This window comes from Streptomyces sp. NPDC030165 (assembly GCF_055573595.1).
Map to the genome: position 1 here is coordinate 45415 of NZ_JBVIBD010000011.1, position 15793 is coordinate 61207.

Annotated in this window: 14 protein-coding genes, 1 tRNA gene and 1 pseudogene; 9 read left to right on the plus strand and 7 right to left on the minus strand. The window is 69.7% G+C overall.

Going from position 1 to position 15793, the window contains the following annotated elements; all coding sequences use genetic code 11:
* Positions 1-20 precede the first annotated feature (20 nt).
* From ACZ4Z1_RS21580 to ACZ4Z1_RS21590, 3 genes are all read right to left on the minus strand, one after another.
* The gene (locus ACZ4Z1_RS21580; RefSeq protein ID WP_468488216.1) at positions 21-1118 is read right to left on the minus strand and encodes an MBL fold metallo-hydrolase; all 1098 of its coding nucleotides are present in this window, start codon (positions 1116-1118) and stop codon (positions 21-23) included.
* Between the two features lie 185 nt (positions 1119-1303).
* Positions 1304-2512, minus strand: a complete 1209-nt coding sequence (locus ACZ4Z1_RS21585) for an aminotransferase class I/II-fold pyridoxal phosphate-dependent enzyme (RefSeq protein WP_468488217.1) — start codon at positions 2510-2512, stop codon at positions 1304-1306.
* A gap of 182 nt (positions 2513-2694) precedes the next feature.
* Positions 2695-3510 carry an ANTAR domain-containing response regulator gene (locus ACZ4Z1_RS21590; protein WP_468488218.1) on the minus strand — a complete coding sequence of 272 codons (816 nt, stop codon included), beginning with the start codon at positions 3508-3510 and terminating at the stop codon, positions 2695-2697.
* A gap of 181 nt (positions 3511-3691) precedes the next feature.
* Here ACZ4Z1_RS21590 and ACZ4Z1_RS21595 point away from each other — a divergent pair, with 181 nt between their 5' ends.
* Entirely contained in the window at positions 3692-4951 is a 1260-nt protein-coding gene (locus ACZ4Z1_RS21595; protein WP_468488219.1) for a PAS domain-containing protein, read from the plus strand.
* 49 nt (positions 4952-5000) lie between these two features.
* Here ACZ4Z1_RS21595 and ACZ4Z1_RS21600 read toward each other — a convergent pair whose 3' ends face one another.
* The gene (locus ACZ4Z1_RS21600; protein WP_468488220.1) at positions 5001-5861 is read right to left on the minus strand and encodes a SigB/SigF/SigG family RNA polymerase sigma factor; all 861 of its coding nucleotides are present in this window, start codon (positions 5859-5861) and stop codon (positions 5001-5003) included.
* A gap of 377 nt (positions 5862-6238) precedes the next feature.
* Here ACZ4Z1_RS21600 and ACZ4Z1_RS21605 point away from each other — a divergent pair, with 377 nt between their 5' ends.
* From ACZ4Z1_RS21605 to ACZ4Z1_RS21620, 4 genes and pseudogenes are all read left to right on the plus strand, one after another.
* Positions 6239-7330, plus strand: a complete 1092-nt coding sequence (locus ACZ4Z1_RS21605; RefSeq protein ID WP_468488439.1) for an enolase C-terminal domain-like protein — start codon at positions 6239-6241, stop codon at positions 7328-7330.
* A gap of 216 nt (positions 7331-7546) precedes the next feature.
* A pseudogene (locus tag ACZ4Z1_RS21610) lies at positions 7547-9207 on the plus strand (recombinase family protein).
* Positions 9208-9816: 609 nt separating this feature from the next.
* A tRNA-Leu gene (locus ACZ4Z1_RS21615) sits at positions 9817-9890 on the plus strand.
* A gap of 279 nt (positions 9891-10169) precedes the next feature.
* Entirely contained in the window at positions 10170-10451 is a 282-nt protein-coding gene (locus tag ACZ4Z1_RS21620) for an HNH endonuclease (RefSeq protein WP_468488221.1), read from the plus strand.
* Between the two features lie 13 nt (positions 10452-10464).
* Here the strand turns inward: ACZ4Z1_RS21620 and ACZ4Z1_RS21625 are convergent, their stop codons facing one another.
* Complete coding sequence (locus tag ACZ4Z1_RS21625; protein WP_468488222.1) at positions 10465-10740, minus strand: histone-like protein; 276 nt, start codon at positions 10738-10740, stop codon at positions 10465-10467.
* Positions 10741-11396: 656 nt separating this feature from the next.
* Here ACZ4Z1_RS21625 and ACZ4Z1_RS21630 point away from each other — a divergent pair.
* A complete protein-coding gene (locus tag ACZ4Z1_RS21630) occupies positions 11397-12125 on the plus strand; it encodes a major capsid protein (RefSeq protein WP_468488223.1) in 729 nt (242 codons plus the stop codon).
* A 167-nt stretch (positions 12126-12292) separates the two neighbouring features.
* Here ACZ4Z1_RS21630 and ACZ4Z1_RS21635 read toward each other — a convergent pair whose 3' ends face one another.
* Positions 12293-12427, minus strand: coding sequence for a lasso RiPP family leader peptide-containing protein (locus ACZ4Z1_RS21635; protein ID WP_468488224.1), 135 nt, complete (start codon positions 12425-12427; stop codon positions 12293-12295).
* Positions 12428-12945: 518 nt separating this feature from the next.
* Positions 12946-13911, minus strand: coding sequence for a helix-turn-helix transcriptional regulator (locus ACZ4Z1_RS21640; RefSeq protein WP_468488225.1), 966 nt, complete (start codon positions 13909-13911; stop codon positions 12946-12948).
* A gap of 95 nt (positions 13912-14006) precedes the next feature.
* Here ACZ4Z1_RS21640 and ACZ4Z1_RS21645 point away from each other — a divergent pair, with 95 nt between their 5' ends.
* The 3 genes from ACZ4Z1_RS21645 (at position 14007) to ACZ4Z1_RS21655 (ending at position 15711) form a co-directional block, all read left to right on the plus strand.
* A complete protein-coding gene (locus ACZ4Z1_RS21645) occupies positions 14007-14372 on the plus strand; it encodes a VOC family protein (protein ID WP_466649233.1) in 366 nt (121 codons plus the stop codon).
* An 87-nt stretch (positions 14373-14459) separates the two neighbouring features.
* Positions 14460-15446 (plus strand): IS481 family transposase, encoded by a 987-nt coding sequence (locus ACZ4Z1_RS21650; protein WP_468488226.1) that lies wholly within the window; start codon positions 14460-14462, stop codon positions 15444-15446.
* Positions 15424-15711 (plus strand): DUF732 domain-containing protein, encoded by a 288-nt coding sequence (locus tag ACZ4Z1_RS21655; protein WP_468488227.1) that lies wholly within the window; start codon positions 15424-15426, stop codon positions 15709-15711. Before ACZ4Z1_RS21650 ends, ACZ4Z1_RS21655 begins: the two co-directional genes overlap by 23 nt.
* Positions 15712-15793 lie beyond the last annotated feature (82 nt).

The following is a 15793-nucleotide window of genomic DNA, read 5'->3' on the forward strand; positions in this document are numbered from 1 at the left end:
ACGCCGTACCCCGCACCCGCCTACCCGGAGGCCGGCGCCTCCCCGCCGTCCGGCAGCTCCCCCGCCCCGCCCTCCAGCACGCGCGACGCGCCCACGGCGAGGTCCCAGAGGTCGGCGCGGGGGCGCCCGGCGGCCTCCCAGGCGGCGCGTACGCGGTGCAGCGGCTCCAGGGGCGCTTCGGCGGACAGCAGGAACGTCGACCAGTGCATCGGGGCCATCACGCGGGCGCCCAGGTCCTGGCAGGCGCGGACCGCTTCCTCGGGGTCGGTGTGCACCGGGCGCAGCATCCAGCGCGGGTCGTACGCGCCGATCGGCAGCAGCGCCAGGTCGATGTCCGGGTAGCGTCCGCCGATCTCCTCGAACCAGTGGCCGTACCCGGTGTCCCCGGCGAAGTACACCCGCCGCCCGTCGGGCGCCGTCAGCACCCAGCCGCCCCACAGGGAGCGGCAGGTGTCGGTCAGGGTGCGCTTGCTCCAGTGGTGGGCGGGGACGAAGTCGAAGCGGACCGGGCCCGCGGGTCCCGGCAGTTCGACGGCCTCCCACCAGTCCAGGTCGGTGACGTGGGTGAAGCGGCGCCGGCGGGCCCAGCGGGCGAGGCCGGCGGGCACCAGGAGCGGGGTGTCGGGCGGCAGCCGTTTGAGGGTGGGGGCGTCGAGGTGGTCGTAGTGGTTGTGGCTGATGACGACGGCGTCGACGGGCGGCAGGTCCTGCCAGCGGACGCCGACCGGGGTGACGCGGGGCGGGGTGCCCAGGATCTTGCGGGACCACACGGGGTCGGTCAGCACGGTCAGCCCGCCGATGCGCAGCACCCAGCTGGCGTGGCCCGCCCAGGTGACGGCTAGGTCGCGGGGGCCGGGCTGCGGCATCGGGCCCGGTTCGAAGGGCAGGTCCGGGATGTCGAGGAGGGCCTGGGCGGACGGCCGCAGCTTGCCTTCGCGGGCGATGCGGGCCAGGGCGCGTACGCCGGGCAGCGGCGCGGTGAGCCGGTCGGTGAAGTCGCGGGGCCAGCCGCGGACCTCGCCCAGAGGACGGACCGGAGCGGGCCCGGCGCCGGTCGGGTGCGGGCCGGCGGCGGGCGGGAGAGGCTCGGTGAGGGAACGTCCGGTCTGTTCGGTCATCGAGGGGCTCCATTCGGTGGGCATGACCGGCCGTGCTGCCGGTCGGGGCGGCCACCGGGGTACGGGCGGAGGCCGGGGACGAGGGCCGGAGGAGGACGGGGGCGGGGCGGAGGCCGGGACGGAAACCGGGAAGGGCGGCGGTACGGGCGGAGGGGGCCCGCACAGACGGCGGTGTGAGCGGCCGGCTACGAGGGAGCCGTGTCCGCGAGCGCGGCGAGAGTGGCTGACAGTGCACTCAACGCCTCGGCCACATGGGGGAGTTGCAGAGGGTCGGGGGCATCGAGGACCTGTTGGCGGCGGGCGGCGTCGGGACCGAGCAGCACCTCGGTGCTCAGCCGCACCCGCAGCGCGCGCGGATCGTCACCGAAGCGGTGCCCGCCGCGCGCCGCCCAGTGCGCGAGGGCGCCCTCCAGACGGTCCGGACGGGTGATGCCCCGGGCTGCCAGTGCCGGGCGCAGTGGGTCGAAGTCGGCGTAGAGGTGGCTGCCCGCGTGCGGCGGTCGGCAGACGGCGCCCCCCGCGGTGAGGGTGCGGTGCAGGGCTCTGGCGAGCGTGCCGTGCACCCGGGCAGCGGCGGCAGTGCGGGCCCGTACGGGTTCCGGTTCGGTGAGTGCGTGGGTGACGGCGCTCGCGAGTGGCCCGGCCACCGGTGTACGCAGCGCCTCCAGCCGCTCCAGGGTCGCGGCGCGCAGCGCGGCGCCGCGCCCGGTGTCGGGGAACCGGGCCAGCGCGGCGGGCCAGGAGGCCGGCACCAGGGTGGCCCGCAGGTCGGCCAGGACGACCACGTCGTCCGGCAGCATCTCGGCCGGGCTCAGGACGACCGTGTCGTGCGGGTCGTGCAGCAGGTCTCGGCCGGTCTCGTCGCTGACGACCCACAGTCCGTCCGCCGCTGCCGCCTCGCACACCTCGTGCACCAGCTCGGGCGGCGGACAGGTGCCGCTGGGGTCGTCGGCGACGGAGACCAGCAGGACCCGCGGCCCCTCGCCGGTCAGCCGGGCCCGGCGTACGGCCTCCAGCAGGGTGAACGCGTCCGGTACGCCGCCCGATTCGGCCGGTACGGGGATGCGGTGCACCGCCCGGCCGAGCAGCCCGGCGGCCGGCGCGTACCACTGGGCGCAGGGGCGCGGCAGCAGCACGTCGCCGCCGGCCGCGGCGAGCAGCGCGAGGAGCAGGGCGGGCGCGCCCGGCGCGGCGAGCACCCGCTCCGGCGCGGTCACCAGGCCGCGGCGCGCCCAGTAGTCGCAGGCGGCGGCGCGCAGCGGCGGGGAGCCACCGGGCGGCTCGGGTTCCGTGCGGTCCGCGGCGGCGGCGAGGTGCGCGGCGAGTTCCGGGAGAACCGGCAGCCCCGCCGGCGGATCCGGCTCGGGGGCCGGATCCAGGGCCGTCCGCTGCATCCGTACCTCCACACTCCACGGCAGGTCGATCGTGGGCCCATCACATGAGTGCGGGCCCCGACCACCTTTGCAGATCGCGGGGGCCGGGAGGCGGGGCGACACGTCACCGGTCGGCCGAGTGCCGGTGTCCGGGCGCGGCGGGAACCGGGCGCGGGCCCCGGAAGGCAGCGGTTCCGGCCGCCCTACGGCGCCTGGCCGGTGTCCGGCGCGTCGTCGGCGGAGTCCGCGCGCCGGTCCCGGGCGGCCGCGCGGTGCGGGTGCCGGGACCTCTCGTCCAGGCACCGCAGCTCCGTCTCCAGCCCGCGCCCGCGGGTACGGACCAGGGCGCCGGCGAGGTCGGACAGTTTGCGGTTGGTGCGCTGGGACAGCCGGCGCAGCGTGTCGAAGGCGGTGTCCGCGTCGCACCCCAGCACGTACATGAGGATGCCGCATGCCTGGTCGACCACCGGCCGGGTGCGCAGGGCGGTGTCGAGCTGGTCCACCTCGACGAGCGCCTCGCGGTAGCGGCGCTGCCGCGCCAGCGCGGTCGCGGCCAGCTCACCGAGCACGTCCGTCGCCGTACAGCCCTTCTCGACCTTCAGGCCCGGCCGGAAGCCGTAGACGGTGAGGGTGAGGGTGATGCCGTCGCGGCGGTACGGGAGGGTGGCGCTGGAGCGTACCCCGGCCTCCAGGGCCTTGGCGCGGTACTCGGGCCAGCGGCTCTCGTGCAGCAGGTCGTCGGCGCCGGTGGCCCGGCCGGTGTCCAGGGCCGCGGGGATGGGTCCCTCGCCGGACTCCCACTGCACGCTGACCAGGGCGGACAGGTCGGGGTGGGTCACCGCGGTCGGTGCTTCGGCGGTGCCGTCGCCGGTGCTCACCGTCGCGGCGGCGCCGCAGCTGTCCGGGGTGCACCAGGCGGCCTGTTCGGCGAGGTGGGCGAGACTGCGGGCGCTGGACCCCTCGGTGAGGTCGGACGTCCCGGTCTCGAAACGGGTACGGGTCGGCGTTGTCGCATCCACTGTGTGGTCAGTCCCTTCGGGTCCGTAGACGGGAAGTCGTGGACCCTGCACAGGTTCGGCTGCCCGGTGCGTACGGTCGAAAACGCCGGTTTCCCGTCGAGTTCGGGCGTTCGGGACCGGCCGCCGGTCGGCTTGCCGCCACCGGGGTACGGTCCGGTGACGCACCGGTTAGCGTGAGGGCATGGCCGAGGTCGAGCGCGTTGCCGCGGAACTCGCGGATTTCCGCAGACGAGTCGAAGAGCTGCGCGCCGCCCGCGCCCTGCCCTCCACCGAGGGGCTGTCCGTCCTGGACGCCGCCCTCTTCGAGCTCCAGCACGTGGTCGACGTGCTCCTGCCCCGCCTGGAACGGGGGCTGCCGGCGGAGCGGGACAACGGCGCGCGGCGCGCCGCCGACGAACAGCAGCTGCTGCGCGCGCTGTTCCAGCGGATGCCGTTCCCGGTGGTGCTGCTGGACCCGGACGCGGTCATACGGCGGCTGAACTTCGCCGGCACCCGGCTGTTCGGGATGCGCGCCGGGTACGCGGCGGGCCGCCCGCTGACCGCCTCGCTCGTCCCCGAGGAGCGGGCCGCCCTCCGTTCCCAGGTGGCCGCGGTCTCCCGCAACGAGGGCGACCGCAGCCTGGTGGTACGGCTGCTGCCACCGCCGGACGGGGTCCGGCGCGCGGGCGAGTCGCTGCGGGCCACGCTGACGGCGCTGCGGCCCCAGGGCGAGCCGAACACGTCCGTGCTCACGGTCTTCCTCACCGGCCCGCAGACTCTGGCGGCGGACCGGCCGGGAGCCGTGGACCGTACGGGGGGAACGGACCGCGCGGGCACCTCGCGACCCGGCCTGTCAGAGGTGACCCGCACCACCGAACTGATGGACCTCCTCGACGACATGACCATGGCGCTCCTGGAGTCGCCGCGGGAGCCCACCGCCGTACTCGACCGGGCCTGCCGGGTGCTGCGCGGGCGCTTCACCGACTGGGTGACGGCCGACCTGGTGAACCGCGGCGGGGGGCAGTTGGTGCGGGTGGCGGTGCACGGGCCCGAGAGAACCGTGCCGTACGCCGGGGACGAGGCGTACGGCACGGCAGAGCACACCGCGACGGACCCGCGCGGCACCGGCGGCCCGCACTCCCTGGACAGCCTGGCGGCCACCCTGGCCGCCCAGCTCCCCGGAGACTGCCCGGTCGTGGTCGAGGCGGCCCGGGCGGGCAACGCCAACCTCCAGGTACGGCCGGAGGACCTCGGCGCGTTCGGTCACGACGTCGAGGGAGCGCCGATACTGGCCCGCGCCGAGGTGACCTCGCTGCTGTGCGTGCCGCTGCGGGCGAAGTCGGGGCCCGTGCGGGGCGTCCTGACGCTGTTACGCACGGGCGGCCGACGGGCCTTCAGCCTGGCGGAGGCGGGCGCCGTCGACCGGATGGCCCGCCACCTGGGGCGCGCGCTGCAGCCCTGAGACGCTGTACCGCTGAGACGCTGCATCCTGAGAATCCCCGCTCGTGGTTTCAGGCCGCTTGGCGTTCGCCCACCTGGTCGCACAGGCGGGTGCAGGTGCGGTTGATGAGCCGGGAGACGTGCATCTGCGAGATGCCGAGCCGGTCGGCGATCCGGCTCTGCGTCATGTCGCAGAAGAACCGCAGGTAGAGGATCTGCCGCTCGCGCTCGGGGAGCATCTGCAGCTTGGGCCTGACCGCCTCGCGGTCGACGACGAGGTCGAAGCCCGGCTCCGGGCCGCCGAGGGTGTCCACCAGCGCGTACCCGTCGTCGGCGCCGGGCAGTTCGGCGTCCAGGGAGAGCGTCGAGTAGCTCTCCAGTGCCTCCATGCCGAGCAGCACCTCCTCCAGCGTCATGCCGGTGTGGCGGGCGATGTCCTGGGCGGCGGGGCGGTGGTCGTCGGGCGCGTGGGTGAGCTCCAGCGTGGCCGTACGGACGCGGTTGCGCAGTTCCTGGACGCGCCGGGGCACGTGCAGGCCCCACATGTGGTCGCGGAAGTGCCGCTTGACCTCGCCGACGATGGTCGGCACGGCGAAGCTCTCGAACGCGCAGCCGCGGTCCGGGTCGTACCGGTCCACGGCCTTGACCAGGCCGAGCGAGGCGACCTGGGTCAGGTCCTCGGTGGTCTCGCCGCGGTTGCGGAACTGCCGTGCGAGGCGTTCGGCCATCGGGAGCCAGGCGCAGACGATGCTCTGGCGCAGCGCGTCCCGCTCCGGCCCGTCGGGCAGCGCCATCAGCCTGCGGAAGTCGGCGCCGGTGTCCGGCGCGTCGTCGTGCGGGTGCTTCTTCTGGGTGCGGCGGGGGCCCGGCGGGCGTTCGGCGGGCCGGCCGCGCTGGGTGCTCGCGCGATGAGGTGTGCGTACAGAGGGCATGGTCCTGGCTCCCTGATCGGTGGACTGGGGTCCTCCGCAGGAGCGCAGCCGGAGATCACGCTCGCAGAGCAGGTCGCTCCCACGGGCGTGCCTCCGGTCCGAAGCACACGGATCGCGTGCCCGAACCCGTACCCGGTAAACGCCTCCCGGGCCGAATCGGCCGCGGCGGGGCACCGTTCCGGGAGGTTTCCGGCCCGCGGGTCAGGTAACCCGTGCGGAACGGATCGCTGACAGCCCGTCACCGGCCGGACGGACGGTCCGGCCGGACGGCGGCGTACGCGTACCGGCCAGAAGCCCTGCGAGCGGCGGGAGCGGCGGGACATGAGCACGAGACCCGGGTCCGCACCGAGACCGAAGAAGAGGAGCCCTTGGTCACCATGAAAGTCGAGCGGCTGGACGTCACCGCCTACACCGTCCCCACCGACGCGCCGGAAGCCGACGGCACGCTCGCCTGGGACACCACCACCGTCATCGTCGTCGAGGCCCGCTCCGGTACGACCACCGGCCTGGGCTGGACCTACGCAGCCGCCGACACCGGCTCGGTCGTCCGCGACCTGCTCACCCGTCCGGTCCTCGGCCGGTGCGTGCTGGACGTCCAGGGCGCCTACGAGGCCATGAGCCGGGCGGTGCGCAACGCCGGCCGGCCCGGGCTGGTCGCCTGCGCGCTGTCCGCGGTGGACATCGCCCTGTGGGACCTCAAGGCGCGGCTGCTGGACCTGCCGCTGCTGCATCTGATCGGCGCCGTGCGCAGCGCGGTGCCGGTCTACGGCTCGGGCGGCTTCACCACGTACCACAACACCCATCTGGCGACGCAGCTCAACGGGTGGGTGCACGGACAGGGCATCGAACGGGTCAAGATCAAGATCGGCGAGGAGTGGGGCCGGGCCGTCGAGCGCGACCTGTCCCGCGTCCGCAACGCCCGCAAGGCCATCGGACCGCGCGCCGAACTGTACGTGGACGCCAACGGCGCCTACACCCGCAAGCAGGCCGTACGGGTCGGGCGGGAACTCGCCGACCAGGGCGTCGGCTGGTTCGAGGAACCGGTCTCCTCCGACGACCTGGAGGGCCTGCGGGTCGTCCGCGACCTGGTCGTGTGCGACGTGACGGCCGGCGAGTACGGCTACGACCTGCCGTACTTCGCGCGGCTGGCCCCGGTCGTGGACTGCCTCCAGATCGACGCCACCCGGTGCGGCGGCCTGACGGTCTGGCTGCGCGCCGCGGCCCTCGCCGAGGCGCACGGCCTGGAGGTCTCCGCGCACTGCGCCCCGCACGTCCACGCCCACCCGGCCGCGTGCGTGCCGAACCTGCGGCACATCGAGTGGTTCCACGACCACGTACGCATCGAGTCGATGTTCTTCGACGGCGGCCTCGACCCGTCCGGCGGAACGGTCCGCCCCGGCGCGGAACAACTACCGGGCCACGGCCTGCGGTTCCATCATGAGGAGGCGACGCCTTATCGGGTGCTGTGAGGCGGCGAGCAGCGGCGGGCCGGTGCGGGAGGGGCCGTCCCCGGGCGTCACACCCCGGTTTCCTGGGCGGGGTTGGCGCCCGCCAGCGTGAACACGCAGAACTCGTTGCCCTCCGGGTCTCCCAACACTCGGAACTAGAGGTTCTGGAGTGTCGGCGTGGTGTCATCGGTCCTGGTCAAGCCCGGTACGGGTAGCTCTCCGCTCTCCACAGAGAGCATGGAATCAGCACCCCAGCAGTCGAATCCCCTCGCCGGCACCGTCTACACCGAGCCCCTTCGGGGCGTGCAGTGCATCCGGCTGTCCGTACTGACCGACGAGACCACCAGCCCGGAACGGCAGCGCGAGGCCGACGACCTCGCGGCAGCCGCGCACAACATCAGCTTCGGCGAGGGTGACCAGCTCCGCGAGGCCGTAGACCTTGACGTGTCGGCGTCCAAGATCACCCCCTTCGACCGTCCCGCCCTCGGCCAGTGGCTCACCCGACCCGATGACCTTGACGCCCTGGTGTGGTGGCGCTTTGACCGCGCAATCCGGTCCATGGCGGACATGCACGAGCTAGCGAAGTGGGCCCGCGAGCACCGCAAGGTTCTTGTGTTCGCCGAGGGAATCGGCGGTGGCCGACTCGTGTTCGACTTCCGAAACCCCATGGACCCCATAGCGGAATTCCAAATGATGATGCTCGCCTTTGCCGCGCAGGTGGAGGCGCAGAGCATCAAGGATCGCGTTACCGGTGCTATGGCTGCACTGCGGAATATGGCGCTGCGCTGGCGCGGTGGCGGTCGTCCGCCGTACGGCTACATGCCCGCGCCCATGCCGAAGGAACACGGCGGGGTGGGCTGGACGCTCGTTCCGGACCCTGATGCGGTTGAGATCATTGAGCGGATCGTGCATGAACTGCTGGAAGGCACGACCGTTTCCGCTATCGCCGTGGGCCTGAACGCGGACAAGGTACCGACCCCGCGCGATCACTGGGCCGTGAAGATGGGCCGGAAGACCGGCGGGCGCACCGGCGGAGTGAAGGGACTCCGTAAGGACGCGTTCCTATGGAACCCGACGGTCATTACGCGGATGCTCCGCAACGAAACGCTGCTCGGCCGGAAGATGCACAAGGGCCCGTACGCGACGCCGACGGCAACCCCGTCATGGCGACGGAAGAGCCCATCATGACCCGCGAGGAATTCGACCGCATCGGCGCGGTACTGGACAAGCTGAGCATTGACAACGGGGACCGGAAGGACACGGACGCGCTGCTGCTGCGGGGCATCCACTGCGACTCGTGCGGCGGGCGCATGTACCTGAACACGCAGGAAAGCAAGAAGAACCAGCACCAGGAGTTCCTTCGACGGGTCGGCTCCATCCAGACGACACATGTAGTCGAGATCCCCGGATACGACCCCGAGACCGAGCTACGCGCCACTCTCGCCGAATTTGAGGAGCACCGAGAACAGATGGGACGGCAGAAGTCCAAGCATGCCGCGCGAGCGTGGCAGGAACGTGCAGACGCACTTGACGCGCGCATTGCCGAGCTGGAGACCCGCGAAAAGCGCGAGCCGCAACGCATCGTCACGCCGACGGGTAAGACGTTCGCGGACGAGCGGGCCGAGAAAGACACCGCGGGCCGACGCGCCATGCTCATTGAAGCGGGAGTTCGCCTAGACGTACGGCGCGGCGCCCGTGGCGGATGGCGCAAGCTGGACACGCGCCGAGTCACGTTCACCATGTCCGGGGAACTGGACCCCGCCGCGGAAGCCCTCGCAGGTGAAGCGGCAGCGCTGGAGTCCGAGACCCGCGGAGACTCCCCGACCCCCGGCAGCAAAATCCGCCTTGCCGAGCCTGTCCCCGCCGAGCCCACGCGCGAACTCGTCGCCGCTGCGTAACACCCCCTCGGCACGTACGGCGCCCCTACCCGGCGTGGGGGCGCCCGGGACTGCCCTTACGCCCTCGCCGGCTCGGCCGACCGGCCAACAGCGAGGCGAGGAGTGTAGAGGTGACGGTTTCAACCTACTTTTTAGAACACATAGAAAAAATAAGAGAGAAGAGAGACCGGACCACTATTCGGCACACCGCCACCGATCCGGGGTACCTTCGCTCTCCACTACAGCCCGGAAGAGACTGACGATCGCCGGGCAGCCCCTTGGGCGTCCGCGATACCTCCGCTCTCCACATAGACCGAGGGCGAGAGTAGCCGGACAGTCCGACAGGGCGCGGGATACATCCGCTCTCCACTACTTCCGAGAGCGGGATTACCGCGCACCCACCCCATGGGGGACTTTGGCGGGCTGAGTGCCCGCTCTCGGAAACTGCGTTGCCCGTGCACCACGCACCATCGCGTTACTCGGTGGTGGCCGCTGGGGTCGTGCGGCCGCGCTGCGGGGGCCGTACCGCCCATCAGTAACCCACTCGTCCGCGAGTGCGCCGAACGGGGTTGCAAGCCCGTACGGCCCCCGCTACGCCCGGACCGGCCCAAGCCTGCGAGGGCGACACCAGCCCGCCTAGCCCAACAGCAAGAGGCGTCGCGTTTAGACCGCGAAGGTTCCCGGTTCGAGTCCGGGGGCGGGCACTACTGCAAAACGTGCGGACCTTGTTCCGGGACGCACAGCCTTGATCCTTCGCTGTCCACCAGGGCAGTGCGGCTGTACGCCTCCCACTGGAGGCCGAGCCCACACACGGAGCAACGACCAGCGAAACGGCGGTAGCCCGGTGCGGGCTCGGACGGGCTGTCGGTTGAAGTCATCCGATCAACATATGCCATGACACTGACAGGGGGCGCACATGCGCTGTATCGACTGCGCCGAGCCCGCGACGCACCGGAAACGCTGTAAGGCCCATCACGGGGCGTATGAGGGGCGGACGAGTGTTCCGGTCCCGGCGAGCCCGCGGTAGGCGACGAGCGGCCCGCTATGACGCTGCCGCTCGTCTCCGCCGGCGGGTGGACGAGCGCGGGACCGGCTGGTGCGACTGGTGCCTGAACGACTTCCCCGCGGACGTGGTGGAGATAGACCACGTGCGGCCCCTCGCGATGGGAGGGACCGACACGGACGGTAACGTTCAGGTTCTGTGCGTTGGCTGCCACGGGTTGAAGACGCGCACGGAGTTCGGGGCCGTGCGAGGTGCCGCGTAGAGGCACCGCCCCGCTATCCCTTCTGGGGCCCGGAGTCAACGCGGTTGGCGTTCAACGCTTCCTGTGCGTGCTGAACATCAGTGGCCAATACTGTGCGGCGCTTGTCGTGCTGCGCGTAGACTTGTGCATAACTCAGCACCGCTGACAAGTATTCCTTTGCCATAGCGTTTGCCTCCGAGAAGGCTCCCGCGGAAACCCGCCTGACACCGGCTTGCCGAGCAACGCGCTTGAGATTCTGCGGGCTGTACGGGGAGCGCTGCTTGCTGATCTTCTGCTGACGTTTGGTCATGACGACCCTTCCCTTGCGTGCTGTGCCAGTTTCCGTGATCACGCGAGTACCCGCCACGCGTGCTTAGGAACGTGGTTCGTGTGCGATGCCCCACCCGACCGGAGGTGATCCCCCCTGCCCCGAAAGCCCCGTACCCCCTGCCCGATCCCCGGGTGCCCCGAGCTGACCAGTGGTGGCCGCTGTGCGGCTCACGAGCTGGAGGCGAACCGTCTGCGTGGCTCGTCTGCGGAGCGGGGCTACGACACTCGGTGGCAGCGCATCCGGCGCCGGTACCTGTATCACCATCCGTGGTGCGTGCTGTGCTCGCGCGTCGCGACGGTCGCTGACCATTTCCCGTTGTCTCGTAGGTAGTTGGTAGCGCAGGGCGTTGCCCACCCTGACGCGTGGTCGCGACTGCGTGCACTGCGCACGCAGTGCCACAACTCCGAGACTGCGAAGCATAAACCGGGCGGTTGGGCTGTTGAAAAAGCTCGAATTCGCAGCGATTTTAATCCTTTTACCAGGGGGGTACCCCCCTCCCCTCCCCATGCTGATCGACAGGGAGGCAAAAAACTCTGATGGCTGATTAGGTCGTTTCTGTGGGCCGACGCACGCCGTGCAAAATGGCGATCGTCAACCTTGGTGACTGCTCCCGAGTATCCCTTACGGAGAAAATTATGACATTCACTCTGGCCGAATCCGCCAAGCTCTCTCAGGATGATTTGCAGCGTGGCGTTATCGAGACGTTCGTGCAGGAATCTCCGATCCTGGACCGGCTGCCGCTCATACAGGTTGTGGGCAACGCCTATCGGTACAACGAGGAATGCGCCCTGCCTGGTGTCGCCTTCCGCACGGTGAACGAGGCGTACCCGGAGAGCACGGGAGCACTTAACCAGCGGATCGAGACGCTGGCTATCCTCGGAGGAGACGCGGACGTGGACAAGTTCATCGTCCAGACGCGAGGGAACCTTAATACCTCGCCGACCGCCCTGCACCCAAACCAGCCCTACCGCGTGGGACATGCCATGGCGCGGACCGAGCGCCGAGACAGTCCGGGCAATCTTCCACGCCCAAGAAATCCGCTCACTCACACCAGGCCAGCGCGAACACTGGTGGGCTGCCGCGTTCCACGAAATCGGAGTCGATTACGACTTCCCGACCCTCAACATCACCCCGGCACGTCGGGCGGCGTCGGCATGAGCGACATAGCGCGCTACTTCCCGCTCGTCCCGCCCGCACAGACAGTCAACTGTTGCCGTTGCAGCCGACCGACCCGCGTGCGCATCCCCGTCCGGTACATCTCCTGCACGAGCGGCCCTGACCACGTGCAGTACGCCTGGCCGAACTGCGCCCCCCGTACGGTCGCCCCCGGCCCCCTCCCCGGTGAGCGCGTGCGCCCCGTGTAGCCCATCCCGCGAAGCAGAAGGCCCGTTCGGCCACGTGCCGAGCGGGGCTTTTCGTGCGCCCCAACACGACAGAACGCCCCCGCCTCGGCACGTAGCCGGAGCGGGGGCGCGGTGCCTGAGGGAGGCTGCTCAGTTCGGGCCAGTGGGGCCCACTGAAGCGGCAAGAATCACCATGCGTGGTCGTATCCGCCGGACCAGAAGTCGTCGAGCCCCCCGTGAGGGCCGAGCGTGAGTTCGTTGAAAGAGCCGGCCTCTGCGATCTCGGGCGCTTCGTACTCGGTCACTTCCTGGTTGTCCTGCATGATTCCTCCTCTATGGCGACGTAGGCGCGGCTTGTGCGCCTATGGCCATGTTGTCCGTCAATCGGGAGGCTGCCGATCCCTCGTGGGAGTGGCCGAGTGGTGCGCGGGCGTACTCGTCCAGGGCACGTGAACATCGCCTACGCCTGTCGCCACCGACGCACAAACGGCGGGGACGACGAAAGACTCTGTTCGGTCACACGCCGAGCGGGGCTTTTCGTATGTCAACTGTGATCAACGCGGGATATACCCCGTGATAGACATCTGTGATCTTTTGACACCACCAGGGAGGGGCCGCAGTGAAGCGGAAAAACTGGATCAACGCGGGAGTTGCGGTACTCGCGTTCGGCGGAGTGCTCTCGTTATTCGAGGACGACCGGAAGGACGCAGCTACGGCAGCCCCGAAACCGTCCGCCACAGCGTCCGCCGAACCTGCCAATGAGCTTGCTGGGATGCCGTCTGAGCCCGCTAGATGTACTGACCGGAGACGTTGATGGAGGGCAGGACGTTCCGATCGGCAATCATGAGGCTGGGGTTGAGTGCCTTTCAGCCAGGTCTCTGGCGAGCTGTCTGATGCGTTCGCGGGCTGTTTCTGGGGTGAGTATCTCGATGTGGTCGCCGAACTGGAGGAGCTGACGCACTGACTCGATGTCGGGGTAGCGGACGACGACGGTGCACCAGCCGTTCTCCGCGTCGGAGATATCGTGGATGCGGTTGCCGAGGATGCGCCATGCCAGGTCGAGGCCATTTTCTGGCAGACGGACGGTCACGCTCACGCGACCTTGCCCCTCGGTGCGTTCCTTCAATGCGGTCCATCTGGTGCGGAGGGTTTCGCCTGGTCGGAGAGCAGCGGGCGCGTCGAGTTGTTCGTAGGACGAGAGTCGTTCCAGAGCGAACAGTCGACCGTCCCCCTGGTCATCGGCGATGAGATACCAGCGGCCTGATTTCGCCACGATCCCGTACGGGTCGACCACCCGCGTTGAGGCCTGGTTCTCGGCGCTGCGCCGGTACTGGATTCGCAGCCGTCGTCGGCGTCGCAGGGCCGAGGCCAGCTCCGATACGTCGACCGCTGCCTCTGAGTCAGCAAACCACGCGGTGCTGTCCACCAGCACCAGGTCCGCCAGTTGCAGCAGGCTCGGCGACCCAGGTGCTACAGCCTGCCGGGCGGCTATCTTGCGCGCGGCCGACTCCCACACCGCAGACAGGCCCATACGCTCAAGTTGCGCGCTGTCCAAACCGGCTACGGAGAGGGCTTCCAGCTCTGGCGGTTCCAGATGGGATGCGTTGAGCCGTGCACTGGGGAGCAAGACGATCCCGCCGTTCCGCCCGCGTTCGGCATAGACAGGCACACCTGCTGTCGAGAGCGCCTCGACATCCCGCAGCACGGTCCGCCGAGACACTTCCAGACGCTCGGCGAGCTCGGTGGTGGTGATGCGCTGACGGGTCTGCAGGAGCAGCAAGAGGTGCAACAGCCTCGAAGCCTTCATGCTGACTAATGTTCACAGAAAAGGTGACAGGTTCTGTCGTGATGAGGCGATCAACTGGAGCGGCACCGAGACTTCAACGATCTGAGGAGCGCTCTATGCCCGCACCCAACCTATTCCTGATCGGCGTCCGCGACGCCGAGGCCGCTACCGTCTTCTACAGCGACCTGTTCGAGATCGAACCGACCTTCATCAGTCCCCACTACGTAGCTTTCGAGGTTGCCCCCGGTGTCCTGTTCGCGCTGTGGACGGGCTACAGCGAGCAAGCGGTCCCGAGCACCCCTCGCACAAGCGAAGTCGGGCTGATGGTCTCCGGAGCAGCGACTGCGATTGACGAGATCTTCACGAGTTGGGTCTCGAAGGGAGTCCATGTCGTGGAGGAGCCGCACGACGCTGTCTTCGGCCGCACGTTTGTGATCACCGACCCCGACGGCAACCTCATCCGAGTCTCCCCGGTGGACTGATCTGCACGCCCCCTACCCACACGTCTAGTTGTCGAAGGGCCGGCCACACACGATGGTCGGCCCTTCAGTCTGTCCAGGAGCTCAGAAATGTCACATCCGAACGCTGCCCTCACCCCGCGCCACCGTCTGAAAGTCGCGCGACTCGGCGTTGACGACGGCTGGCCGATCAGCGAAGTCGCGGCCCGATTCCAGGTGTCCCGGCCAACCGTAAAGCGCTGGGCCGACCGCTACCTTGCAGGTGAGTCCATGCAGGACCGATCCTCACGACTCCGGATATCGCCGAGCAAGACAACCATCACCGTGACGAAGAGGTGCGTCAACCTGCGACTGTGTCTGCGAGAAGGGCCGGTCCAGCTCGCCGCGAGACTCGACATCGCCCCGTCGACAGTGCACCGAATCCTGCGATCAGCCCGACTGAACCGACTTGCCTACGTCGATCGCGCGACTGGTGAAGCCGTCCGGCGGTATGAACACGACCACCCGGGATCGCTGGCGCACGTGGACGTGAAGAAGCTCGGGAACATTCCCGATGGCGGCGGCTGGCGCTACGTCGGCCGCCGCCAAGGCGAGAAGCACCGCGTCGCGACTCCGGGCAAGTCACGCAACGCCTACGGCGGCCCGAAGCTCGGATACGCGTTTGTGCACACCGTCATCGACGACCACTCTCGCGTCGCCTACACCGAGGTCCACAATGACGAGACGGCCATGACCGCAGTCAGCGAGCTGCATCGCGCGGTGGAGTGGTTCGCCGAGCGCGGCGTCACCATCGAGAGGGTGCTCTCGGACAACGGCGGCGCCTACCGGTCCTACTTGTGGCGCGACACGTGCGACGCCCTCTCGATCACGCCGAAGTTCACACGCCCTTACCGTCCGCAGACCAACGGCAAGGTCGAGCGCTTCCACCGCACCATGGCCGACGGCTGGGCCTACGCCCGCTGCTACACCAGCGAGCAACAACGCCGAGACGCTCTGCCACCGTGGCTGCACCAGTACAACCAGCACCGTCCGCACACCGCTTGCGGCAACCAGCCCCCGTTCTCACGATTGGTCAATGTCCCCGACCAGTACAGCTAGAGGCAGCGGCATCCCCTCGCCCGATGCGGGACAGCAAGCGGCGCTGACACGGGCTCTCCGGACCATTGAGCCCGGCCTAGTGGCCAAGGAAGAGCGGGCCGTGAGCCGAGCCCGCGACGTGTGCGCGGACATCAAGGGCGGGAAGGGTTCCGCGACCGTGCAGCGCAAGGCCCGCTCCCGGTTCGAGGGCGGGACCGTGCCGGCCCTCACCGAGGACCAGGCCGCCGCCATCGTGACCGCCATACGGTCATCGTTCTGCGGCTGACCAGCAACAACTAAGCCCCGCCCGAGGGTTCGGGCGGGGCTCTTTGCTGGTCAAGGTGTCTGGTGGGGCGGTACCGTAGAAC